17 protein-coding genes are annotated in these 23735 nt (G+C 62.5%); 6 read left to right on the top strand and 11 right to left on the bottom strand.

The genetic code is table 11. The features are described from left to right. The first annotated feature begins 187 nt into the window (after positions 1 to 187). Complete coding sequence (locus HBF24_RS15805; protein ID WP_167175072.1) at positions 188 to 2932, top strand: filamentous hemagglutinin N-terminal domain-containing protein; 2745 nt, start codon at positions 188 to 190, stop codon at positions 2930 to 2932. Further along, a complete protein-coding gene (locus HBF24_RS15800; protein ID WP_167175069.1) occupies positions 2853 to 4838 on the top strand; it encodes a sulfotransferase in 1986 nt (661 codons plus the stop codon). Before HBF24_RS15805 ends, HBF24_RS15800 begins: the two co-directional genes overlap by 80 nt. Positions 4839 to 4877: 39 nt before the next feature. On the opposite strand, the gene HBF24_RS15795 is transcribed toward HBF24_RS15800, so the two are convergent. From HBF24_RS15795 to HBF24_RS15745, 11 genes are all read right to left on the bottom strand, one after another. Beyond that, a complete protein-coding gene (locus tag HBF24_RS15795) occupies positions 4878 to 5564 on the bottom strand; it encodes an alpha/beta hydrolase (RefSeq protein ID WP_167175066.1) in 687 nt (228 codons plus the stop codon). Between the two features lie 19 nt (positions 5565 to 5583). Then, the gene (locus tag HBF24_RS15790; RefSeq protein ID WP_167175063.1) at positions 5584 to 7008 is read right to left on the bottom strand and encodes a hypothetical protein; all 1425 of its coding nucleotides are present in this window, start codon (positions 7006 to 7008) and stop codon (positions 5584 to 5586) included. 73 nt (positions 7009 to 7081) lie between these two features. Next, complete coding sequence (locus tag HBF24_RS15785) at positions 7082 to 8038, bottom strand: glycosyltransferase family 2 protein (RefSeq protein WP_167175060.1); 957 nt, start codon at positions 8036 to 8038, stop codon at positions 7082 to 7084. A 17-nt stretch (positions 8039 to 8055) separates the two neighbouring features. Beyond that, positions 8056 to 10011: an acetoacetate--CoA ligase gene (locus HBF24_RS15780; RefSeq protein ID WP_167175057.1), complete on the bottom strand. Its 1956-nt coding sequence runs from the start codon at positions 10009 to 10011 to the stop codon at positions 8056 to 8058. A gap of 55 nt (positions 10012 to 10066) precedes the next feature. Beyond that, positions 10067 to 11038 (bottom strand): lysylphosphatidylglycerol synthase domain-containing protein, encoded by a 972-nt coding sequence (locus tag HBF24_RS15775; RefSeq protein WP_167175054.1) that lies wholly within the window; start codon positions 11036 to 11038, stop codon positions 10067 to 10069. Continuing rightward, positions 11035 to 11829 carry a class I SAM-dependent methyltransferase gene (locus HBF24_RS15770; RefSeq protein ID WP_167175051.1) on the bottom strand — a complete coding sequence of 265 codons (795 nt, stop codon included), beginning with the start codon at positions 11827 to 11829 and terminating at the stop codon, positions 11035 to 11037. Before HBF24_RS15770 ends, HBF24_RS15775 begins: the two co-directional genes overlap by 4 nt. 4 nt (positions 11830 to 11833) lie before the next feature. Then, complete coding sequence (locus HBF24_RS15765) at positions 11834 to 12991, bottom strand: glycosyltransferase (protein ID WP_167175048.1); 1158 nt, start codon at positions 12989 to 12991, stop codon at positions 11834 to 11836. 31 nt (positions 12992 to 13022) lie between these two features. Continuing rightward, a complete protein-coding gene (locus HBF24_RS15760) occupies positions 13023 to 13964 on the bottom strand; it encodes an electron transfer flavoprotein subunit alpha/FixB family protein (RefSeq protein ID WP_167175045.1) in 942 nt (313 codons plus the stop codon). Between the two features lie 94 nt (positions 13965 to 14058). Further along, positions 14059 to 14805 carry an electron transfer flavoprotein subunit beta/FixA family protein gene (locus HBF24_RS15755; protein WP_167175042.1) on the bottom strand — a complete coding sequence of 249 codons (747 nt, stop codon included), beginning with the start codon at positions 14803 to 14805 and terminating at the stop codon, positions 14059 to 14061. Between the two features lie 193 nt (positions 14806 to 14998). Beyond that, positions 14999 to 17836: a rhamnan synthesis F family protein gene (locus tag HBF24_RS15750; RefSeq protein ID WP_167175039.1), complete on the bottom strand. Its 2838-nt coding sequence runs from the start codon at positions 17834 to 17836 to the stop codon at positions 14999 to 15001. A 16-nt stretch (positions 17837 to 17852) separates the two neighbouring features. Further along, positions 17853 to 19460, bottom strand: coding sequence for an electron transfer flavoprotein-ubiquinone oxidoreductase (locus tag HBF24_RS15745; protein ID WP_167175036.1), 1608 nt, complete (start codon positions 19458 to 19460; stop codon positions 17853 to 17855). A 290-nt stretch (positions 19461 to 19750) separates the two neighbouring features. On the opposite strand from HBF24_RS15745, the gene HBF24_RS15740 reads away from it, so the two are divergent. From HBF24_RS15740 to gcvH, 4 genes are all read left to right on the top strand, one after another. Further along, the gene (locus HBF24_RS15740) at positions 19751 to 21151 is read left to right on the top strand and encodes an amidase (RefSeq protein ID WP_167175034.1); all 1401 of its coding nucleotides are present in this window, start codon (positions 19751 to 19753) and stop codon (positions 21149 to 21151) included. A 10-nt stretch (positions 21152 to 21161) separates the two neighbouring features. Next, positions 21162 to 21791 carry an alpha-ketoglutarate-dependent dioxygenase AlkB gene (locus HBF24_RS15735; protein ID WP_167175031.1) on the top strand — a complete coding sequence of 210 codons (630 nt, stop codon included), beginning with the start codon at positions 21162 to 21164 and terminating at the stop codon, positions 21789 to 21791. Positions 21792 to 21871: 80 nt separating this feature from the next. Then, entirely contained in the window at positions 21872 to 22957 is a 1086-nt protein-coding gene (gcvT, locus tag HBF24_RS15730) for a glycine cleavage system aminomethyltransferase GcvT (RefSeq protein ID WP_167175028.1), read from the top strand. Between the two features lie 83 nt (positions 22958 to 23040). Beyond that, entirely contained in the window at positions 23041 to 23436 is a 396-nt protein-coding gene (gcvH, locus tag HBF24_RS15725) for a glycine cleavage system protein GcvH (protein WP_167175025.1), read from the top strand. Positions 23437 to 23735: the final 299 nt, after the last annotated feature.

Below are 23735 nucleotides of genomic sequence, written 5' to 3'. Positions count from 1 at the left end.
CGGAGTTCCACACCCATCCGGTGAACAGCACCAAGTAAGAAGCGAAAACGGACGGCGCCTTTGCAAGGCGCTGCTCCCGATCGGAGAAAGGGGCCCTTGCGGCCCCTTTCTTTTTGGCTGGGTGGCAGCGGCGCCAGTGGCGAAACTCAACCGGAAGATCGGCATTAAGGGGTGATATTCAAATTTGGTGAATGCACGTTATATTCATTTCAGAAAACGTTGGTACCAAAGTGCGTCCAACGCTAACGGAATACTCAACAACGAAAGGATGCAGGTCATGAAGCATGTTCGTAGGGGCGCCTATAGCGCGCTCACCCTGGGGTTGATGTTGGCAGGGTATGGCGCTCCATCCTGCGCCTCGGATATCGCGGCCAGCCAGCTGCCGGGCCAGGGTGTGCAGGTGGGCGGAAGCCCCGTGGTGGTTGGCGCCGCCAGCCAGGGCGAACAGACGCTGTCCATCAGTGGTACCGATAATGTCATTGTCTGGGGCGGCCAGTCCGCCACGATCAATGCCAGTGGTCCCGCCGGGTTTAATATCGGAAGTGACGCATCGCTGACTTTTGCCGGTTCAACCGCGGCTGGTGCACACGATGCAGTGCTCAATATCGATACCTCCGGCCATGTGTCACAGCTGCTGGGGCAGCTTCATGGCAGCGGTAACGATGTGGATGTGTTCGTGGCCAACCGTAATGGTGTGGTGGTTGGCACCGGCGCAAACCTCACCGTGAGCGGCCAGCTTGGCCTGATCAGCCATGTGTTTGACGATAACCGCCAGGCTGATTTTGATGGCAGTGGCGGTCATCTGGTCTATCAAGGCGGGGGCGGTGATGTCACGGTAGCGCAGGGCGCCACATTGACCGCCGGTACCGTGCTTGTTTCCGGTGGGGCCACGGTCAACGTATCGCTGGATGCCATTGACGCGACCTCGCTCACATTGCTGGCGGGGCGTGCTCAAGGTGATGGCAGCGACGCTGCCACCGCACAGCTTGATGTTTCCGGCAGCACCGCGGCGAGTGTGAGCAGCTTCAGCTCCGCCGGTGACGCCAGCAGCAGCGGTAGCCTTACCGTGCAAAAGGCCATGGTGGACCATACTCTGGTGAACACCGGCAGCTTGGATGTGGGCTGGGTGACGGGCACGCTGGATAACCGCGGTGACTTCAGTCATGCCGGTTTGACGCGAATGGGAGCGCTGCTTAATAGCGGCACGTTCCAGACCACCGGCAGTGGGTCTTCACTGGTGGTGAAGCCGATAACAGGCCGTGGCTCATTGACCAACACCGGGACGTTGAGTGTGGCGGCTGACCTGGTGGTAGCCGATGGTGATCTGGTCAACAGCGGCAGCTTGGACAGTTACTCGCTGATGACGCTCAGTGGCGGTGTTGTCAATAGCGGAAGCATCACCATCCATGGTTTCAATGGCGATGGTTACAGCGTGCTGGTATCGGGCGGTGACCTGCAAAACAGCAAGACCCTGACACAAGCCGGCGGTGGGGCCAATGCGGCCACGTTGCTGGTGCGCAACGGCAGCCTGATCAACAAGGGCAATATCACTAATGTTGACGATATCCAGATAACCTCCGATACCACATGGCCTGGCTATACGGATGGTGCCGACTATGCGTTTGACAATATGGGCACTGTGCAATCGAACGATTCGCTGCAAATATTTGTCAACAGTGATTCCAGGTTCCGCAACGGGGAAGGTAATACCAGTCTGGGCAGCTTCAGCAATACCGGCTCACTTTTCCTGAACCCGGCGGGCATGACCCTTCAAGTGCTGGCACACGATGCCCTTTCCCTGGCGGGCCATGTTTATACAGGTGCCCAGGGCAGTGCGGCCGCCTTGTCGGCGGACCATCCGCTGACTGGTTCTGTAGATCTTGAGGCCGGCGGCGCCCTTTCCACCTCCACGCCGTTGGCAACCCGTGCCTCGATGACACTGAAGGGCCACTCGGTAGCGGTTATGGCCAGCGCCAGTGGTGGCGATGTGGCGGTGACCGCCGGTGCCGGCGCGGATGCCGGTTATGCCATAAGGCTTGCGCGCGGTGCCGTACTGCAGGCGGTGGGTAATGGCCTTGTGCAGTTGTCCGGGGTCGATGGCGGTCGTCCGGATGTGATTTTGCAAGGGGTGATCAAAGGGGGCTCGGTGACGCTTGGCGCCGATGCCGCCAGCGCGGTGAGCAATGTATTTTCGGGTCCCGAAGGCACCATTGTGCTGACCGGAGACTCCCCCGCGCTCACGTTCAATTTCACCGGAGCGCTAAAAAACGCCAAATACACCAATTCCAGTAACTTCCGCTACAACAACCTTCCCATCACCGTGGCGTCACCGGACGCAGTTCTCGCATTGACGCTGAACCCGGTGGCGTGGGAAACCCATGGCACCTCCAACGGAAAAAGCGGCGTCAATCTGTTGGTGGATGGCAGCGTGGCGCTGGACCAGCAGGTGGTGAATGCCTATGTGGACGCCGGGCAGACGGTGCAGGCGGGGGCCCAGGCGCTACCCAACACGCACCTGGTGTTGCAGGCCACAGGTGACGTGAAGGTGGGTGGCAATATGGGCTTTTTCTGGCCCGGGTTTGTGTATCTTGGCACCATAGCCCGCGGTGAGCATGCAGAGCCCTTGCCGGGTACGTTGTCTGCCAGCGCTGGCATCAGCTTGATGGGTGATTTCAACAATGTGTTGCCTGGAGATACCGCGGGGGCCTCGGGCATTCACTTCATGACGGGGCTGCCGCTGTCGATGGATGGCGTGGTGGTCACCAACGCCAATGCGTGGATCAACTTCTCCACCGATGCGCTGACACACCGCTACGCCGGTCAGTTGGGTGCCTTCTATGGCGGGGTGCGCAATGCCGCAGGAGGCATCGATTACGGCACACTGCCAGTCTCTGACTTTCACACCCACCCGGTGGACAGCAGCAGGTGGTGACAAGGCACACCGCTGCGGCAGTGTTGCAGCACGCGCAAAAAGGGCCCCAGTGGCCCTTTTTGCTACGGTGGCGCCAGGTCACCGTCACTGCGGTGCCACTCAGCTAGAATGGCCGTTCTTTGATGGCGATTGCATGGGGAGCCCGCGCTTGAGTTCTGTTTTGGATATCCCGGCCAACGCGAAGGGCGATGCAGGGGAAGTGAGCATCAGTTTTGTGTGTGATGCCGGCCGCCTGGAACCCCAGGCCCTGCTGTTGGCGGCGTCGCTTCGGGCCGCGCACCCGACATTACGCTTGGTGGCTGCCGTTCCGGGGACGGTGCAGGACCAGACCATCAAGTGCCTGCAGACGCTTAACGTCGAGCTGGAGCCGATTAGCAACCCGCTTGATGAGGCTTACCGTATCGGCAACAAACTGGCGGCGCTGGGAGCCGGCGAGCCTGCGGGTCTGCGTGTGTTTCTTGATACCGACATGCTATGCATGCAGCCAGTGGATTTTTCCGTGTTGGGCATGCAGCCCTTCGCGGCCAAGCCGGCTGACCTTGCCACCTTTGGCAGCGATGCGCTTTGGCGCACGCTCTATAGCCGGTTCGATCTTCCGCTGCCGACGGCCAGGGTGGTCAGCACTTACAGCCAAGGCGTGATGTATCCGTATTTCAACGCCGGCATGGTGGCCAGCACGCGGGCCGGGGAGCTGGCGCACTCATGGGCGGACATCTGTCGCCGTATTGATGCCATGGACGATATTCAGCCCAAGCGGCCTTGGCTGGATCAAATTGGCCTTCCTCTTGCCGTGGCTTCCCTCGGCCTGGAAACTCGTTGCCTGGGCGAGCATTGGAATTATCCGGCGCACATCAAGCCGGTTCAGGGTAGCCCGGCGCTGATTCACTACCACATTCCCCACGCGGTGGCGGCCAGTGAGCAGATGCTGGGCAAAGTGCGAGAGCTGACAGTACTGTTTCCATGGTTGGGTGACGTGCTCAAGGCAGATGCATCCTGGGCACGTGTAAATGCGCTGATAAAGCACCGGCGCACAGCTGCGGCGGGCCGCTGGCCATGGCGGCGAAAGCACAGCGCCGGATGCAAGAACCCGGAAATGATCATTACCGGTATTCCGCGCAGCGGTACCAGCTACCTGTGCCAGAGCCTGGATGCTTTGGACAACCTTGCCGTCATCAATGAGCCCTCGGTGCTGTTTGACGGCCTGCGTCGCGGTGCCGAGCCATGGTCGGTACCGCTGCTGCATGCCGAGCTTCGCGCGGCCATTCGCGCAGGGGACGCAGTGGAAAACAAGCTCGATGCCCAGGGGCGACTGACCGAAGACACCGCGGTACAAGAAGTGGTCCGAGGCTACCACCCCATGGTGAGCGGTTCGGATTTCGTACTGGCTACCAAAAATACACTGGCCTACATGGCACGGCTGGACGGCCTGCTGCATACCATGCCTGATGCACGCATTGTCGCTTGCATTCGGCACCCGGCCGATACGTTGGCATCATGGAAGCAGACGTTCGCGCACCTGAAGGCAGGCGACCCCACTGCATTGCCTGTCGGCGGACTGGACGACCCCTATCTGCCTGAGCACCTGCGCATGGCATTGCAGGCGGTAGCTGCCATCGAGCATCCGGCGTATCGTCGCGCGGCCTGGTGGCAGTGCTTGGCCAGCGAGCTGCTGCGTTGCCGTCATGGCATAGCGGTGGTTCGCTACGAAGATCTGGTTAGCCAGCCCGAAGCAAGTCTGCAGCGTCTTCTCGGCTCCTTTACCGGGCAGGCGGGGCGGCGCGCGCAACCATTGGTTGCCTCCAGCCCGCGAACCAGCCGGCGCCAGGCACTGGATACCGATGACTGGAAAGCCATCCGTACGTTGTGTGCAGGTGTCGCCGAGGCGTTTGGTTACCACGACCTTTAAACGGTTGGCTCAAGCGCCTCGTTTGCGGTGGCTGATTGTTCAAGCGCTGCGGTACCGCCCTGCCATGATGGCGGGCAGCTCACCGGAGTCGCGCAGCGTCCTTACTATGTCGTGACCGCCGCCCTGCCGCGCGAATATCTGCACCCCTGGCGTATCGGCCAGGTGGGTCGCATGAATGTGGTCCAGCTCATCATCTGTTGAGACAAACAGCGAAACAGGTCGTGGATCGGCCTGCTTTTCCAGAAGCGGTTTCAAATCCCACACACGTGGCTTGAACATGCTTCGACGATAGGTGCGCGCAATGCGCCCCCTCCAGCGCCGGTCACCATGCCGCCAGCGCAGCCACGGGGAGATGAAGGTCTGCGGGGCGAAGGCAATTACCTCGCCGACTCCGGTGAGACCGGCGAACAGCATGGCAGCGAAACCACCCATCGAATTGCCGACAAAGTAGGTGCGTTCCGGGGCCAATGCGTCGATGGTCCTACGCAGATACGCGACGGTACCGGGGATATCTTGGCTGATACCGGGAAGTCCCGTGTGGTACCACGATTGGGCGAAATCACGCACAAACATCTTGTTGTGCTCAAGAATTTTTGCGCTGTTGTAGAACTCGAACGGTGGTATCACGATGCCTGCGGCCATGCCGCCAAAGAACACATACAGCTGCCGACTTTCTGGCGCCAGTAGTTGTTCGACAGCCTCCTGGCTGTCAACGAGTGAGTTCATGGGAAACCGACACCGATGTTTATTCGACAGGCGCGATGGTATGGCGAGTTCGCCTGCGTGAATACTGCAGTAGCGCGCAGGCTGCCATCAGCGGCAGGACAATGGCACTTGTGCGTGCCTCGTATCGAAGAACGACGCCAGACAGGCTGGCACTGACAATTGCATTGCCAAGACTGGCGCCCAGCGCTAGCGCCGCTAGCATGCACACATCAGCCTCAACGGCTTTGAAGAACCAGCCGCGTACCAAAAGCCAGACGCTATAGATCAGGCCACCAACGGCGCTGATCCAGCACAGCCACAGCCACACCGATACCAGTGGCGAGCTGACATCATTTGACTGTTGCAGTGCGCTTTTGAAGGCCTTGAATACGCGTGGCGAATATTTGTGCTTTATGTGGTAGTAGGGTGCGGAGCCTTCGCGAAACGGCCCACGGTAGAACTTGCGCAGGTCGGTATCAGACTGCCAGGCGAACAGGCGTGCCGAGTTGACTACTGACTTGATCAAAAAAGGCTTCCACTGCTGGCGCTCGATGGTGCGGTTGATTTTCCGGATATCACCGTATGGATCGTTCCAGACATCCAGTTTTTTGGCGAGCGGGCTCCAGAGAATTTCCCACCCTTCTTTGGTGCGCATGAGCTGGGCTTTGTTTTGGCACACCGAATGTGAGGCGTGATCTGGCTTGGCGCAGTACTCAGGTAATACTTTCCGCACGCTGCCGTTCTGTATGAAGCGCGCAAACATGAACATCTGCGACCCCTCCAAGGGCCTGAAGTGGCCATACGCTTTGTAGTTGCCCAGGCACAGCACCAGTACGGCTGCCACGCAGGCGCCCATGACCAGTACGGGGCGACGCAGATCCAGCGGCATCACCACTCGGCACAGCGCCAGTCCGAAAAACGTGCCGGCCAGAATGACCGCGTGCGAGGTGCCCACCAAAGCAGCCACGAACACCACGAACAGCAGCGCCATACCGGGCCAGAAACTGGTGCGTCGGCAGCACAGTGCCGTGCCGGCCAGAAAGCCAAAGGCAAGCCAGACGTCTGGCATCAGGGTACTGATCAACAGCGGCAGCGGCGTGGCGATGGCGCACGCCAGGCAGGCCAACAGCGCGAACAGGATGGGGCGGCGCAGTCCCACGGCATACACCAGCGCGCGCAGCAGCGCCGCTCCGATCAGGCCCTGTGCGATGACTACACCCCATGGCCAGCGATTGGCCGAGAACAAGGCAAGCAGTCCGCCATACCAGTCGGGACGATCCACATGCGGTAGCAGGATAGAGGTCAGACTGCCTTCGTAGCAGACCAGGTAGGTGCCTGTGTCGCCGAATACCAGTGGAAATTGATTGCGCAGTGCGGGCCATATCAATAGCAGCCCACCTATGGCAATGACGAGGAAATTCAGGGCAATGTTGCCGGGCGTGGAGCGTATGCTTCTAACAGGCATGCCTATTCCGTTGTGCTAGGGAAAGGTCGTATCGGTGGAGCGAGCGCGTGGCAGGAAACGCGAAACGTCTCGGTCAGGAATCGTTTTTGTGCGTATCCAGCGCCTGCGCCTTAAGCCTCACGTTGACCTTTTCCAACAGCTTGCGGTTGGTGGCGATCAGGTCGGCCACCAGGCCCATCATGTACATGATCATCGCCAGGGTGATGCACAGCGAGGCCAGGATCACCGACTGCACATGACCTTCGCCGCCCTCGCTGAAGAAGTAGTACAGGAATCGTCCGCCGGTGATCAGTCCGATCAGCAGGAACAGTGAGCCGATCCAGGAAAAAAGCGTCAGCGGACGGTAGATCACGAAAACGCGGAAAATGGTGCCGAGCGAGCGTTTCACATAGCTGGAAATGCTCTTGACCAGGCGTGAAGGGCGCAGGTCGCCATTGGTGCGTACCGGTACCGAGACGATGCGCAGGTTGCTTTGACCGGCCTGGATGATGGTTTCCAGGGTGTAGGTGTAGGCGCTGAATACATTCAGGCGCATGGCCGCCTCGCGCGACATCGCGCGAAAGCCGCTGGGAGCATCGACCACGTCGGTACCACTGGCCACGCGCACCGCCCAGCTGCCAAGTCGCTGCAGCTTCTTCTTGACCCACGAGAAGTGCTCGGTCTGGTCAATGGGCCGCGCGCCGATGGCGATGTCGGCTTCGCCCTTGAGTACCGGCACGGTGAGCGCCGGAATATCCGCGCCGCAGTACTGGTTGTCGGCGTCGGTATTGACGATGACATCGGCACCCAGCTTCAGGCAGGCCTCGATACCGGTCATGAAGCCAACTGCCAGGCCGCGATTGACCGGGTGGCGCACGACATGGTGCACGCCATTGGCACGGGCCACGTCGGCGGTATTGTCGGTGGAGCCATCATCGATGATCAGATATTCGACCGTGTCGAAGCCTTCCACCGTCCGTGGCAGATCGGCCAGTGCGATGGCCAAAGTCTCCGATTCGTTGAGGCAGGGAATCTGGATGATCAGCTTCATGAGGTTCCTTTTCTTGATCAGTCAGCCAGCTGCGCGGAGAGCTCAGCGTAATGCGTTAATGAGTCGGGGTTGGCCAGTGCATCGGTATTCTTTACCACCTTGCCGTGGATGGTGTCGCGCACGGCTATTTCACTGATCTTGCCAGAGATGGTGCGCGGAATGTCCGTGACCTGGAGAATTTTCGCGGGCACGTGGCGCGGCGTGGTGTTGGCACGGATCTGGCGCTTGATGCGCTCGCGCAGGTCGTCGTCCAGTGTGAGCCCGTCGCGCAGGCGTACGAACAGCACCACGCGTTCGTCGTCGCTCCATTTCTGGCCCACCGCCACCGACTCGATCACCTCGGGCACCTGCTCGACCTGGCGGTAGATCTCGGCGGTGCCGATGCGCACCCCGCCGGGATTGAGCGTGGCATCGGAGCGGCCGAGAATGATCACGCCATCGTGCGGGGTGATTTCGGCGTGGTCGCCATGGCTCCAGATGTTGGGGTGCTTGGCGAAGTAGGCCTTGCGGTAACGCGCGCCATCGGGATCGTTCCAGAAGCCGATGGGCATGGACGGAAACGGCTTCAGGCACGACAGCTCGCCCGGCTCGCCGCGCACCGGCTTGCCGTCGTCATCCAGGGTCTCGACGGCCATGCCAAGGCCCCGGCATTGCAGTTCGCCGCGGTAGACCGGCAACACCGGGTTGCCCAGCGCGAAGCACGAAACGATGTCGGTGCCGCCGGAAATGGAGGCCAGCAGCACCCGGTCCTTCACGTGCTGGTAGACATAATCGTAGCTTTCCGGTGCCAGCGGCGAGCCGGTGGAAAGAATGGTCTTGAGTGCCGTCAGCTTGTGTGTCTCACGCGGTTTCACCCCGGCCTTGTCGCAGGCGGCAATCCACTTGGCACTGGTGCCGAACACGCTGATGCCCACTTCATCGGCAAGGTCCCACAGCGATTGCGGCTCGGGGTAGGAGGGCGAGCCGTCGTACAGCACCAGCGTGGCGCCCACGGCCAGGCTGGAGACCAGCCAGTTCCACATCATCCAGCCGCAGGTGGTGTAGTAGAAGATGCGGTCTTCGCGCTTCAGGTCCGTATGCAGCACCAGTTCCTTGAGATGCTGCAGCAGGGTGCCGCCCACGCCGTGCACGATGCACTTGGGCACACCGGTGGTGCCGGATGAGTACATCACGTAGAGCGGATCGTTGAAGCCGACCGGCGTGAATTCCAGGCTGTGCTCGGCGCTTCCGGCAAAGTCCGGCCAGGCGATGGCCTGGGGTATGCCGGCAAGGTCCGGTGTCTGTTCGGCGTAGGGCACCACCACCAGCTGCTGAACGGAGGGGATCTTCTCCAGCACGCCGTGGATCTTGGCCAGGCAGTCGAAGCGCTTGCCGCCGTAGGGGTAAGCGTCGGCGCAGAACAGCACCTTGGGCTCGATCTGGCCGAAGCGGTCGACCACGCCATTGATGCCAAAATCCGGTGAGCACGAGGACCACACCGCGCCCAGCGAGGTAGTGGCGAGCATGGCGATCACGGTTTCGGGCATGTTGGGCATGAATCCGGCCACGCGGTCGCCCTTGCCGACACCCGCGCCCTTCAGCGCGTGCACCATGCGTGCCACTTCCACGTGCAGCTCGGCGTAGGTGTACTGGCGCCGGTGGCCCCACTCATTGCGGAAGACGATGGCCAGGCGGTCGTCACGAAAGCGCAGCAGGTTCTGCGCAAAGTTCAATGTCACGCCCGGATAGAAGCGTGCGCCGGGCATCTTGTCGCCATCGACCAGCACCGGTTCGAATTCGCCCGAGGCGCGGATGCCACAAAATTCCCACACCAGCGGCCAGAACTTGTCGATCTGGCGGATGGAGAAGTCGTACAGCGAGGCGTAGGACTCGATGTCCTCGTGCCCGACGTGTTCGCGCACGAAGCGCATGAAGCGGCTCATGTTGGCGCGATCGACGCGCTCGGCGCTGGGTTCCCAGATCGGCGTGGTCATAGGCTCGGGCTTCCTTTCTAGCATCGGTGGCGGCCGGTGTAACCGCCGAAGACTATCAGTTGGTCGCGTGCTCACGTAACCGAAGCCGCGCCATCAGGGCGCTGCCCCAGGTGAAATTGAGCAGGTCGCCGGTCGTCGTTGCAATGCGCAGCGCGACCACCAGAAGTACAATCTGCGCCGGCGGCAGCCTGTCCGCCAGCCAGGCACTGAGGATGGCCTCGCGTACACCCAGTCCGGCCGGGGCGCCTGGGGCGAGAAAGCCCAGAATCCAGCTGCTGGCAAAGGCGCCGGTCAGAAAGACCAGGCTTGGTGTCGGCGCGGTGCCATCAAGCAGCGCATGAGCTACCAGCCACAGGCCGATGCCGACCAGGCAGAAATTGAGTGCGTATATGAGATAGCACCCCAGTACGGCAGCGGGGGTGAGCCTGAGCTGTGGTGCTGTGTAATCGGCATCGCCACGCTTTCTGGCGCGATAGCGCGCCAGCCAGGCGGCGATGCGCGGCGCCAGCATCAGCGCGACGGCGGCACCCAGGGTGACGGCCACGAACAGCGGCAGCCGATACTGCATGATGCTCCAATGGGCCATCGAGCCGGGGGGCGCCCATAGCAGGGTGATGGCACTGACGTGCGAGCAGGCGACCAGCATCAGCAGCATCTCGTAGGCCATCGAGAACAACAGCGCCGATAGCGGGATGTCCAGTTGCCGTGCCAGCGCGACCCGCCCGATATGCTGTGCCACATTGCCGGGCAGATACTTGCCGAACTGGGTCGTGGCCATGATCGCCAGCAGACGGGTATAACCCGCGCTCTGTTGCATGGTTCGCAGCAACCACTTCCAGGCCACCACGGTGGTGGGAATCAGCAGTGCGTACAGCGCGATCAGGCCGAGCAGCGCCAGCAGCGTGGAGCCATTCAGTAAGGTGGACAGGTGCTTGCCCGCCAGCGCGCGGTGAGCGTAAAGCACGAAATACACCCCCGCGCCGATGGCCAGTACCAGCCCCAGCACTTTCAGGAGCAGCGCTTTCATCGGACACGTGCCCGCAGCAGATAGCCGTTGCCCAGGGGCAGGCGACAGGTCAGCGCCTGCGCAGCGAAAGCCGCATGCAGCGCCAGGCGTCCAGGAAGCGAGCGCATCATCGGATACCAGCGCAAGACGTGATTGCGCTCGATGCCGCTGCGGTCGCTGTTGGCCTGGTGGTCACCCAGGTCCTGATCGCGTTCGGGCAGTCGGCGACGTATGCCGCGTGCCTGCATCTGTTCGGTGAGGTTGCCCAGCGGGAAGCCGAAGCACTCGATGTGTTCGATCTCAAGGCCGGCAGCCTGGATGGCCTCGATCAGGCCGGCACGTGTATAGCGCCGGTAGTGGCCGGCCCAGACATCGGCAGCGTTCCAAAGCCGTGGATGCGCCGGTACCGACATCAGCAGGGTACCGCCGGGAGCCAGCCACGAGGCCCACTGCCGAAGCGCCTCGTGGTGATGCTCGATGTGCTCGAGTACCTCGAAGGCCATGACCAGCGGGAACGTGCCCTCCCACGAGGATGACGGGGCTTGCGCTATGTGAATGTCGTGCCCGGTTTCTGTGGCCACCTTCTCGATGAGTTGGCGTGCCTGGGCGGAGGTTTCCAATGCGGTGCACTCAAAGCCGCGACTGGACAGTTCCTGCAATAGCATGCCGGCGCCGCATCCGATTTCGAGCACTTTGCCGGGTGCAAAGCGCTGCAGCTGCCTGAGAATGCGGCGTCGCCGCAGCAGGTAACGTGGCGCCGGAACCCAGCCGTTTTCGGGAGACGCGGGACCGAGGAGAGGCGTGTATTGCATGGGTTCAATGTTCCATTGGCAGGCGTCGCTCAAGCAGCGACATGCACTGCAGACCGATGGCCTCGGGCGTGATGTCTGCCTGTATCCGTGTATGGCAATCGAGCTTTGCCTGATTGCCTCCTTCCTTGAGCATGGCACGCGCGGCGTCGGCAAGCGCCTGCGCGTCCCCGGCGGGGATAAGCTGCGCGCAGGGAAATGCGTCATCCAGCAGTTCCCGGATGGCCGGCGAGTCTCGCGTGATCAGCGGGCGCCCCATGGCCACGATCTGGAATACCTTGTTGGGAATGACGCTGGCAGCCTTTTCCGAGCATCCGAAGATGCCCAGGCACACATGCGCCTGCTCGATGCGCCCGGGCAGTGCTTCATAGTCTACCCATGTATCCCAGCTCACGTTGGGCAGGGGCTGCTCGTCGAGCATGGCCCTGATCTTTTCGGCCTCCTGGCCGGTGCCGATCAGTTGCCACTGGATGCGATCGCCCCGTGTGATCCGTGCCGCCTGGACAATGGTTTCGATGCCATGCAAAGGGATGAACTGCCCGTAGAAAAGTATTCGCAGGGTCTCAGCATCGGGCGTATCGACGGTTTCCGTTGTTGTCTCCGCCGCGTGCGTACGCGGGGTAAAGCAACCGGTTTCCGTGCCGACCCACACCGAGCCGGCGTGTCCATTGGCCAGTCCGAACAGCCGTTCGACGCGTCTGGCATGGGCGGCGGTGTCGAGAAACACCAGGTCCGCCCGGCGCACCGCGAAGCCCTCCACGGCATGCAGCACACGCGCTGGCAGACTGCCCTTGCGCCAAAGCTTGCGGTCTTCGACCACCGTGTCATAAAGGGACATGAACATGTCCCACGCCAGCGGGATGCCGCGCAGACGCGCTATGGGGGCGGCGATCAGTACGTCCAGTACCCCCGGGAAACCGATCAGCAACACGTCCGGCTTGGGGGCGAAGGCCAGTGACCATACCAGCCGGGGGTAGGCGCCGAGCCAGCGCACTGCCAGACCAAGGCGCCGCCACAGGCCACGGACCTGGGATTTGTCGCGCACGCCCTGCCATATGTTGGCGTGATGCCGGCATACCGTGGCACCGGCAAGGCCCAGCCCATCCAGCAGGATGCGGGTTCTGGGCTTGCCGGTATCGAAGGTGCCCCAGCAAAGGATTCGCATCAGTGACGACTCTGGGGCAGAACCTGGGTTCTCACCCGAGCGCGGCCTCGAGCTCCGGGATCACCTTGAACAGGTCACCAACCAGGCCGATGTCGGCGATCTCGAAGATCGGTGCGTCGGCGTCCTTGTTGATGGCGACGATGGTGCCGGCGTCCTTGATGCCAGTCAGATGCTGGATGGCGCCGGAGATGCCGAAGGCCATGTACAGCTCGGGGGCGATGATCTTGCCGGTCTGGCCCACCTGCATGTCGTTGGGCACATAGCCGGCATCCACCGCCGCGCGCGAGGCACCCACGCCTGCGTTGAGCTTGTCGGCCAGCTTGAAGATGATCTCGAAGTTTTCCTTCGAACCGACGCCGCGGCCGCCGGAGATCACGCGTGGTGCACTTTGCAGGTCCGGGCGATCACTCTTGTCCTGCTTCAGTTCCACGAAGCGAGTGTGCGAGGGCAGCTCGGCGTCCACGCTCAGCGCCTCCGCCGGGGCGGCGTTGTCGGCGTTGCCGACGGCGGGCCACGAGGCGGTACGCACAGTGGCGACCACGGTCTGGTCGGCCGGGGCCTCGACGGTAATGATGGCGTTGCCGGCGTAGATCGGGCGCGTGAAGCTGTGGCTCGACTCCACGCTCATGATGTCGCTGACCTGGGCTACGCCCAGCAGTGCGGCCACGCGCGGCATCAGGTCCTTGCCGCTGGTGGTCGAAGCGCCGAAGACGTGGCTGTAACCCTCGGCGGCCTTGGCGATCTGCGGCGCGGCCGTGGCCGCCAGCAGGTGCGCGTTTTCGGCGCGCTCGACCGTCAGCACGCGGCTGACGCCATCCAGCTTGGCGGCCTGGTTGGCCACCTCGCCGGCCTGTTCGGCCAGCACCAGTACGTCGATGTCGCCACCCACGACCTTGGCCGCCGCCACGCAACGCGCGGTGGCCGGATTGAGCGCACCGTCCAGGTGCTCGGCAATGACAAGAATCTTGCTCATGGCTTTATCCTCGATTCGGTAGTCTGGCCTGCGGGTGGGCGCGGGCGCCGTGCGGCTGCTGCAGCGCGTTCACACGCAGGGCCGGGCAGGCTGCTTACAGCAGGCCCTTCTGTTTGAGTGCGTCGATCAGCTCGGCCGCATCGTTGACCATCACGCCCTTGCTGCGCTTGGGCGGCGGCGCGTAGTGGGTGGTCGTAAGGTGATCACCCGAGGTCACACCCAGCGAGTCGAAGTCGATGGCGTCGATGGGCTTGGACTTGGCCTTCATGATGTCCGGCAGCTTGATGAAGCGCGGCTCGTTCAGGCGCAGATCGGTGGTGACCACGGCCGGCAGCTCGGCTTCGATGGTCTCCAGCCCGGCATCGACTTCGCGCGTGACCGTGGCCTTGCCATCGCCCACCGACAGCTTGCTGGCGAAGGTCGCCTGCGGGCGGCCCCAGAGCGCGGCCAGCATCTGGCCGGTCTGGTTGGCGTCGTCATCGATGGCCTGCTTGCCCAGGATCACCAGACCGGGTTCTTCCTTTTCGATCAGCTTGAGGAAGGTGCGCGCCGCCGTCAGCGGCTGCAGCGGTGCGTCGGTGGTGACGTGGATGGCGCGGTTGGCGCCCATGGCCAGGCCGTTGCGCAGGTGCGCGGTCAGGTCGGCCGGACCGATGCCGACGATCACCACTTCCTCGGCCACGCCCTGCTCGCGCAGGCGCAGCGCTTCTTCCAGCGCGATGTCATCGAACGGGTTGGCCGACAGCTTGACGCCCTCGGTCGCCACGCCGGAGCCGTCCGGCTTGACCTGCACACGCACGTTGTAATCCACCACGCGCTTGTAGCCGACAAGGATTTTCATCAGCGATTCCTTTACCTGGGGGCGCCAGTAGTGTGGCGCCATGTATCAAACATCTATGGTAACCCGAGCATGCGGCTATGCCGAATCGGCATGGCCAACGGATACGGTGTTTACTCTTTATCTGTTCAGCTAGGTTTTGCCATGGCAAAGCGCCGATGAGCGGCTCTAGTCACCACTGCTGGTGTGCCGGTGGTCAGGCCGTGGCGAACGGTACCGTGCCGCGCCCGGTATAGGCGTCGTCCACGGTGAGTCGTTCAGCCCAGCTACCGGCCTGCCAGGTGCCGTCGGCCAAGCAGGCCAAGGGTATTTGAATGTGGTCGCGATCAAAGCTCAATTCGATCGTGTCGGCGCCGGTAACTGCACAGACATCACGGACGAACGCTTCGACACCGTCGTGAATACGTGAGATGACCGCCCATGTGGCGGGCGATGGCCCAGTATCCACATACACCGGTCGTGGCCCATCGGCGGCCAGTTCCATATGAGAAAATTGTCCTTCGGGCGCTGTGAGCACGGCCTCCATGAGCAGGTCGTGGCGCAGAATGGCCGGTACCGGCTGCGCTGCATCGGTGCGCGCGTCGTACAAGCGCGCGCGTGCCCAGCCTGCGTAGAGTTGTGTTTGTGTAATGCCTTGGTTCACGGCGAAATAAGCGCCGCCGATGGTTTGACCTGTCAATCGGGCCAGGTTGGTCTGGATCGATCCCGCGTAACCTAAGTCGGCCACGATGACGTTTCCCGTGCCAGCATGCTGGCGCCAGTAAGCCATATAGGCTCGCCGTTCTAGGTCGGCGATGTTTCGTATGTCCTTGAACAGTGGCCGTAACATCTCCTCTACCTGTTCGCGCATGTCCGGCAGGAAGATCTCCTGATCACACTGTCGGCCTTGCAGCGTGCTCCGCGCGAGGTCGGCAATGGCCGCACCGAGTCGGTGACGCAAGAATCCTTCCAGTGATCCGGTATACGGGCTTTGCAGCACACTTTGCAGATCGTCCATCTCGCGCAAGGATGGTGTGGTAGTGCCGCGACGCGAGGCCAACAGATAGCTTGCTTTTATCGACCCCAGAGATGGCGCGGCTTCTTGCAGCACGCGGAAGATGCGTTGCAGCAGGACGCCTTCGCGGCTGAGGAACAGAATGTTGGTGTCCACTTGGTCTTGTGCCAAGCGCGCGAGCCAAGCGACGTAGTCAAGTATCAACGGGCCGTAGACCACGTACCCGAGAGTCTGCGCATCGTCGATCCGCAGGGTATCGCTGAAGGCGGTCGGATGGGTGTCGGCAAGTTCACTGAAACGGTTGGAAAGTAATCCCAGCCACAGCTGGTCTTGCCAGCGTCGCTCAACGGCCGCCGGTGGGCGCAAGCGGCGTAGTGGAGGTGCTACTTGCAATAGCGCGGCGGGGCGTAGCACATGCACCGGGTGGATGAAGCCCAGCTGTTGCGGCAGTTGCACATCGGCATGTTCGTTGTCGCCGATATGCAGCCATTGTTCGGCGGCGAGGTCTTCCTTCTCGGGAAGCTGCTTCCAGGCTTCGGCGGTATCTTTGCGCCAGCCCGTGTCGCAGGACACGTAAAGTTGCTGCAAAGGTTTGCTGACCGTCGTCGGCAGGATCGCTTTCAAGGTTTTGGCGTCGAGATACATATCGGACACGGCGATCAGCCGCCTGTCAGCGGGAATGGCGGCCAGAGCATCGAGTAGCGCGACGCGCGGACGCATCAACTGTTTTTCCAGCGCAACCTCGAACGCATACAGTTCGTCGATCGGGACGTGTTTGATCTCCGGCAGCGTGGCCATGGCGGCGTAGATGGTGTCCAGATCAACATCTTGCTCGGCTTTGGCGCGTGCCAGGGCTTCAGCGCGCTCGCGAAGTTCCATGAAACGAGGTATGCCGAACTTCGCCTGGATGCGATGTGCGGCATACACCCGGGCGCCCCACGGGGACAGGAATGGGCGCAGGACGAGGGTGTCGAATATGTCCAGTGAGATAACGCGCGCATCGATGCATGCGTAGGCGATTTTTTCCTTGAGCGGTTGTTCGACGTAATTGCTCCAGGACTTAAGCCCCTCTGCTTGCAGTGCCAGTGATCCGTCGGCCGGCAGCACTCCCGTGAGCAATCCCTGGTGGCGCGTGACCATGCCCAGCATGCGTTCGAGGGTGTGCTGCAAGGTGCCATCGGTCTGGCCTACTTCTTCGGGGAAGTCCTCAAGCGTCAGTTGCAAAGCAAACAGCGGGCGTAGTGCCGCAACACGGGCCCAAAACATGGAGCCTGCGGGAAAATCGATGTAGGAATGGGCGTCGATACCGATGCCAAGCCTCGCCCCCAGTTGCCTGGCGTGCGTCAGGTTGCTCAGCCAGGTGTGCGCCCACAACGGCACCGAGGAAGACCCATCGGGATACACCATGCCAAGGGCTGGATTGGCTTGCAGCAAACCGAGAAGGGCTGTGACTCGTTGTTGTGAACCGAGCAGTGCATCAAGCATGTGTCGACGCCACTGCGATTGCTCACGGCCGGTGTAAAGCGATTTTTTCGTATGGATGTGACAAATCGCGTCCAGGGCGAGTATCTCGTCCCGGAAGGTCACAAAAAAAGGCGCCAAGTCACGTCCGCGATTGGGGACCACGCGCACGTGTAACTGCTGCACGGCATCGAGTTTCTGCAGGCGCTCAGTCACCTGTTGCTTTGCCAATGCATCCACTACCGACACTAGCAAAGTGAACGGTTGTGGAATGTGGCTGAGGTAGTGGGCCAGTTCGTCGGTCAAATCCGGATAGAAGATATGCGCCATGACGCCCACGCGAAGCGTGATGGCGCCCGCTGAGGTGGCAGGCGCCAGTTTGAGTGTCTCCGGCGGGGAGGGGGGCGGTATTAAACGCGCCCTTGAGGCGCGAAGCCGGTCGGCAAAGCCCTTCCATCCGATGGCGCGCAGCACGCGAAAGGCACGTCGGGCCACCGCATGCGTGCCACGCCATCCGCCACCGTGCCGGTTGATCGTCTCGCGCAGATAGGACCAAATCCGTTCAAGTGGTTGGATCATCGTGACTGTGAGTCAGTTAAAGATTCTGGTAGTTCGGCCCCGAGCCGCCTTCGGGGGTGACCCAGTCGATGATCTGGTACGGGTCCTTGATGTCGCAGGTCTTGCAGTGCACGCAGTTGGCGGCGTTGATCTGCAGGCGTTTGCCGGCGCCGTCCTCGTCGTCGACGATCTCGTAGACGTTGGCCGGGCAAAATCGCGTGCAGGGATTGCCGTACTCGACCGTGCAACGCTCGATGCAGATGCTGGTGTCGGCCACCTTCAGATGCACCGGCTGGTTCTCGTCGTGCTCGGTGGCGGCAAAGTACACCGAGGCCAGGCGGTCGCGCGGCGCCAGCTCGCGATTGACGTAATCGCGCGAGGAGGAGGTCACCTCGTCGAGCTTCTTCAGGGCCTTCCAGTCGGCGTGGTTGCTCAAGGTCCAGGGACTCTTGCCACCGGTCACCGTCTCCCAGGCGGCATTGGCCATGCCGAAATTCAGGCCCTTGTTGAAGCCGGGGCGGATGTTGCGCACTTTTTTGAGCTCTGCCATCACCGGCGAGGCACGCAGCGCTGCATCCCAGCCGGCAGACGAGCCGTGGCTGGCGAAGTGCTCGGCGGCCAGCATGCCCGAACGCATGGCCTGATGGGTGCCCTTGATCTTGGGCACGTTGAGCAGGCCGGCGCTGTCGCCGATCAGCAGGGCGCCCGGCATTTCCACCTTGGGCAGCGACTGGTAGCCGCCCTCGACCAGCGCACGCGCGCCGGCCGAGACGATCTGCCCGCCTTCGAGCAGCTTCTTGATCATCGGGTGATGCTTGAGCTGCTGGAAGGCCTCGAACGGCGAAAAATTCGGGTCCTGGTAGTCCAGCCCGGCAACAAAACCGATGGCGACGCGATCCTTGTCCAGGTGATACAGGAAGCTGCCGCCGTAGGTGTTGCTGTCCAGCGGCCAGCCCAGCGTGTGCACGATCTTGCCCGGCTCGACACGGCCTTCCGGCAGCTGCCACAGCTCCTTCATGCCGATGCCATAGGTCTGCGGGTCGGCATTCTTGTCCAGCTCGAAGCGCTTGATCAGCTGCTTGGAAAGATGCCCGCGGCAGCCTTCGGCCAACACGGTGAGCTTGGCGTGGATGTCGATGCCCTGCGTGTAGCCGGGTTTTTCCGAGCCGTCGCGCGCCACACCCATGTCGCCGATGCGCACGCCGATGACCTTGCCGCTGTCATCGAACAACGTTTCGGCGGCGGCAAAGCCAGGGAAGATGTCCACGCCCAGTGCCTCGGCCTGCGGCGCCAGCCACGCGCACATGGCACCCAGGCTGACGATCACGTTGCCGTGGTTGTTCATCTGCGGCGGTGTCGGCAGCTTGCGCGCACCGGCCTTGCCGGTGAGCTGCCAGAACTCGTCGCTCTTGGCCGGCACGCAGATCGGTGGCGGGTTGTCGCGCCAGTTCGGCAGCAGCTCGTCCAGCGGAGCTGTTTCTATCACCGCACCGGAAAGGATTTGCGCGCCGATGGTGGAGGCCTTTTCGATCACACAGACGTTGAGCTCGGCGTTGAGCTGCTTCAGGCGCATGGCGAAGGCCAGGCCGGCCGGGCCTGCGCCCACGGTGATGACGTCGTATTCCATGATGTCGCGATCGCTCATCGTGGGGCCTCCTCCTGCGGTCTGACTGATGCCGATGATGATGCATGATGGCCACGTCATGCGTGAGCGTGCCGTGGCCGAAGAGCGACGATTGTCGATGTTCGCGTCGTGCCCGGCAAATGCGCTGCAGCATCCGGAGGTGTCGCAACCTCCAGGTGAGCGCGATGAGTCGACTGTGTTACCAATGAATACCCATGGTCGAGCCAAGCGCGTTGACGCGTTTCATCGGCTGCTAACACCGGCCCGGTGCATAATCGGGACCGTCATGCTTTAAGAAGGAAAGGGAACGCATGAGCGCTATGTCGCCGCTTGAACCGATTGATCTACGCCGCGCCAGCCTGTGCCAGATGCTGCACTGGCTGGCGCTTGGGCGGACCACGCCGCAGGCGCTGGCCGATGCCTATCAGGAGGCGATCGATCGCTTCAATCCCTCGCTCAATGCCTTTGTCGATGTGCGCGCCAGTTTGTTGCAGGAGCAGGTTGACGGTGCCGAGCGTCGGCGTCGCGGTGGCGTGATCGGACGCCTGGACGGTGTACCGCTGGCAATCAAGGACAATTTCGACATGGCCGGTTGGCCGACCCGCGCCGGGCTGCCGGCGCGCGAGACCCCGGCCAAGCACGATTCGCACGTGGTGGCACGGCTGCGCGCCGCCGGCACCGTGTTGCTGGGCAAAACCAACATGGACGAAGGTGCGCTGGGCGCGACCACGCTGAACCCGCACTTTGGTCCGACCCACAATCCGCACAAGCACGGTTATGTCGCCGGCGGCTCGTCCGGTGGCGCGGCGGCGGCGGTGGCGGCGGGTCTGGCCGTGGCGGCGATTGGTTCGGACTCGATGGGTTCGGTGCGCATTCCGGCCAGCTATTGCGGTGTGTTCGCGCTCAAACCCACGCATGGCGAAATTTCCGCACGTGGCCTGGTGCCGGCGGCGCGTCGTCTGGATTCGGTGGGCATCCTGGCGCGCTGCGTGGACGACCTCACCGTGCTGCTGCAGGTGCTGGCCGGTTACGACGCCGACGATCCGCGTTCGCGTCATCGCCGTGTGGCGCTGTCGCCGCCGGACTGGGAGCCGGGTCGCCTGCGTACCGGCCTGATACCCAACCTCGCCGACATCGGCGTGGAACCGGCGGTGATCGAGGTATTCGAGAATGCTTTGGCCGGCCTGCCGTATGAACTGGGCGAGCGCCGCCAGGTCGATTTCGACGACTGGGATTTTGGTCGCGCGCGCCGCGCCGGCCTGTTGCTGATGGAAGCGGAGATGCTCGGCACCTTTGCCGAGGATCTGAGACAGACCGAGAGGCCGGTGTCGGAGACCTTCCGCGGCATGCTCGACTACGCGGCAGGAAAATCGGCCGCCGACTACGCTGCCGCCGATCGTGTGCTGGATATGGCCACGCTGAAGATGCGCCGGCTGTTTTCGCAGGTGGATGTTCTGGTCTTGCCGACCACGCCACAGGGAGCGTTTCCGATCGATGGTCCGGTACCGGCCAACCAGGCCGATCTGACCAGCTTTGCCAGCCTGGCCTCGTGTCCGTCGGTGTCGATCCCGATGGGCAAGTTGGCCAATGGCCTGCCGGTGGGCCTGCAGTTCGTGGGTCCGCGCGGTTCGGATCTGCGCCTGCTGGAACTGGCGCAGGTGTGTGCCGCCACGCTGGACGCGGCACCGGATTATCCGGTCGAACCGGTCTAAAGTCAGCGCCATGGAGCAGCAGGCACTGGAGCTTCCGTCGGGCGAAGAGCTTCGTCCGTCGCTGCCCGGCGCCCGCTTGCGCCTTTGGCCGCATTGGCTGGCACCGGCCGCGGCCAGCGAGCTTCAGCGCACACTGACCGACACCTTGCCGTGGTCTCGCCATCGCGTGCATGTATTCGGACGCTGGATCGATGCGCCGCGGCTCAGTTGCTGGGTCGGCGACGCCGACGCCGTCTACAGCTATTCCGGTGCGCGTTTCGAGCCGGTGCCATGGACGTCGGCGCTGGCGGCCGTGCGCGATCGGGTCAGCCAGACGTGCGGTGAAGCTTTCAACAGTGTGCTGGTGAACCTGTATCGCGATGGCGAGGATGCCATGGGCTGGCACAGTGACAACGAGCGTGAACTGGGCCCGGAGCCGGTGATCGCCAGCCTGAGCCTGGGTCAGCCGCGCAGTTTCCGGCTGCGTGCCAGGCACGATCACACCCGTAAGCTGGAACTGCGCCTGGGCGAGGGCGCCCTGCTTTGTATGGCCGGTGCCACGCAGCGGTTGTACCAGCATGCCGTGCCGCGCAGCCGCCGCGATGGCGGCACGCGCATCAACCTGACCTTCCGGCGCATTCAGCCCGCCGCGCGGATTTAGCGCAGTCGGCGCGCGCGCCTTGGCTTCGGCTGGCCGCCGACGCGATAATGGCGCTTTTACGCCAAAAGGCTCGCAAGGTCATGACCGACAAGACCGTCCTTAATGAAGCCCACCGCGCGCTGGGTGCGCGCATGGTCGATTTTGGTGGCTGGGACATGCCGCTCAACTACGGCTCGCAGATCGAGGAGCACCATGCCGTGCGCCGCGACGCCGGCATGTTCGATGTCTCGCACATGACCGTGGTCGACCTGAAGGGCGAGCGCGTGCGCGAGTTTCTGCGCCATCTGCTGGCCAACAACGTCGACAAGCTCAAGAAGCCGGGCAAGGCGCTTTACACCTGCATGCTCAACGAGCGCGGCGGCGTCATCGACGACCTGATCGTGTATTTCCTGGCCGAGGATTTCTTCCGTGTGGTGGTCAATGCCGCTACGCGCGAGAAGGATCTGAAATGGATCACCGAGCAGGCCAAAGCGTTTGAGGTGACCGTCAGCGAGCGGCCGGAATTTGCCATGATCGCCGTGCAGGGCCCCACGGCTCGCGAAAAGGCGCTGTCGGTGATGGACGCGGCCACCGCCGAGGCGGCTGCTGCGCTGGGTAAATTCGCCGCCGCCCAGGGCGCCGACCTGTTCGTCGCGCGCACCGGCTATACCGGCGAAGATGGTTTCGAGATCATCGTGCCGGCCGAACAGGCGGCCGCGCTGTGGCAGAAGCTGCTCGATGCCGGCGTGGCACCGTGCGGTCTGGGCGCGCGCGACACGCTGCGCCTGGAAGCGGGCATGAACCTTTACGGCCAGGATATGGATGGGGATGTCACCCCATGGGAGGCCAACCTCGGCTGGACCATTGCCATGGACGAAGGGCGCGACTTCATCGGTCGTGCGGCCCTGGAGAAGCAGAAGGCCGACGGCGTTCCGCGCCGCATGGTCGGTGTGGTCATGGACGACAAGGGTGTGCTGCGCCACGGACAGACGGTGACCACCGCCAACGGCGAAGGCGAGATCCTTTCCGGGGCGTTCTCGCCCACCCTGGGCAAGGCGATCGGCTTTGCGCGCATTCCGGCCGGCGAGCCCGGTGATGTGCGCGTGCAAATTCGCAATCGCGAGTTCGCACTGCGCATCGTCAAGTATCCGTTCGTGCGCGACGGTGAGCCGCAGCCGGGTATTTGATTTGACCCCTCCTCGCGGGGCGATATTTGCGTCTAGAATGACGTCCCGTGAACCCGTGCCATCTGTTTAAGGACTAAAAAGCCATGAGCGAGATCCCCGGCGACCTGAAGTTTCTCAAGTCCCACGAGTGGGCCCGTGTCGAAGACGACGGCCTGGTACGCGTGGGCATTTCCGAGCATGCCCAGGGCCTGCTGGGTGACCTGGTGTATGTGGAGCTGCCGGAAGTGGGTGCCCACATCGATGCCGGCGACGGCTGTGCCGTGGTTGAGTCGGTGAAGGCCGCTTCGGACGTCTATTCGCCTGTGTCCGGCGAGGTGGTGGCCGTCAACGAGACGCTCAATGACGCGCCGGAAACCATCAACGAAGACGCTTTTGGTGAAGGCTGGATCTTCCAGGTGAAGATCGACAACAAGGCCGAGCTCGATGACATGCTCGACCCGGCCGCCTACGCGCAGATGCTGGAAGACGAAGCGCACTGACGTCACTCTCTCCGCATGATGGAAAAAGCCCGGCCGTGTGCCGGGCTTTTTTTTGCGCGCTTGTCGTAGGCAGCACCATCGCGCGTTCAGCGCGCGGTGCAATGAGGATGCCTTTTGCCGGCCTGTCATGCATGGTGTATCGGCGGCCGGTGGAAAGCCCGTCTGCCGAATGCCTGGTCGTGGAATGCGGTAAGCGCATGGCGAGAACGGCCGATTCATCCCCGAGAAAAGGCTTTTACCATCAATACCTAAGATGATTTCATGCGGGCTCTTGTGTTTTCTTTTTGGACGTCCATACG

This window comes from Oleiagrimonas sp. C23AA (genome assembly GCF_011759385.1).
Classification (GTDB): Bacteria; Pseudomonadota; Gammaproteobacteria; order Xanthomonadales; family Rhodanobacteraceae; genus Oleiagrimonas.
This window is presented reverse-complemented; position numbering and strand designations above follow the sequence as displayed.

Bases quoted from the DNA above. Each gene is read 5' to 3' on its own strand.
- HBF24_RS15795 (WP_167175066.1), bottom strand. From the start codon at position 5,564: ATGAACTCACTCGTTGACAGCCAGGAGGCTGTCGAACAACTACTGGCG.
- HBF24_RS15790 (WP_167175063.1), bottom strand. From the start codon at position 7,008: ATGCCTGTTAGAAGCATACGCTCCACGCCCGGCAACATTGCCCTGAAT.
- HBF24_RS15765 (WP_167175048.1), bottom strand. From the start codon at position 12,991: ATGCGAATCCTTTGCTGGGGCACCTTCGATACCGGCAAGCCCAGAACC.
- HBF24_RS15745 (WP_167175036.1), bottom strand. From the start codon at position 19,460: ATGAGCGATCGCGACATCATGGAATACGACGTCATCACCGTGGGCGCA.
- HBF24_RS15755 (WP_167175042.1), bottom strand. From the start codon at position 14,805: ATGAAAATCCTTGTCGGCTACAAGCGCGTGGTGGATTACAACGTGCGT.
- gcvH (WP_167175025.1), top strand. From the start codon at position 23,041: ATGAGCGAGATCCCCGGCGACCTGAAGTTTCTCAAGTCCCACGAGTGG.
- HBF24_RS15775 (WP_167175054.1), bottom strand. From the start codon at position 11,038: ATGAAAGCGCTGCTCCTGAAAGTGCTGGGGCTGGTACTGGCCATCGGC.
- HBF24_RS15750 (WP_167175039.1), bottom strand. From the start codon at position 17,836: ATGATCCAACCACTTGAACGGATTTGGTCCTATCTGCGCGAGACGATC.
- HBF24_RS15740 (WP_167175034.1), top strand. From the start codon at position 19,751: ATGAGCGCTATGTCGCCGCTTGAACCGATTGATCTACGCCGCGCCAGC.
- HBF24_RS15735 (WP_167175031.1), top strand. From the start codon at position 21,162: ATGGAGCAGCAGGCACTGGAGCTTCCGTCGGGCGAAGAGCTTCGTCCG.
- HBF24_RS15770 (WP_167175051.1), bottom strand. From the start codon at position 11,829: ATGCAATACACGCCTCTCCTCGGTCCCGCGTCTCCCGAAAACGGCTGG.
- HBF24_RS15785 (WP_167175060.1), bottom strand. From the start codon at position 8,038: ATGAAGCTGATCATCCAGATTCCCTGCCTCAACGAATCGGAGACTTTG.
- HBF24_RS15780 (WP_167175057.1), bottom strand. From the start codon at position 10,011: ATGACCACGCCGATCTGGGAACCCAGCGCCGAGCGCGTCGATCGCGCC.
- gcvT (WP_167175028.1), top strand. From the start codon at position 21,872: ATGACCGACAAGACCGTCCTTAATGAAGCCCACCGCGCGCTGGGTGCG.
- HBF24_RS15760 (WP_167175045.1), bottom strand. From the start codon at position 13,964: ATGAGCAAGATTCTTGTCATTGCCGAGCACCTGGACGGTGCGCTCAAT.
- HBF24_RS15800 (WP_167175069.1), top strand. From the start codon at position 2,853: ATGCCGCAGGAGGCATCGATTACGGCACACTGCCAGTCTCTGACTTTC.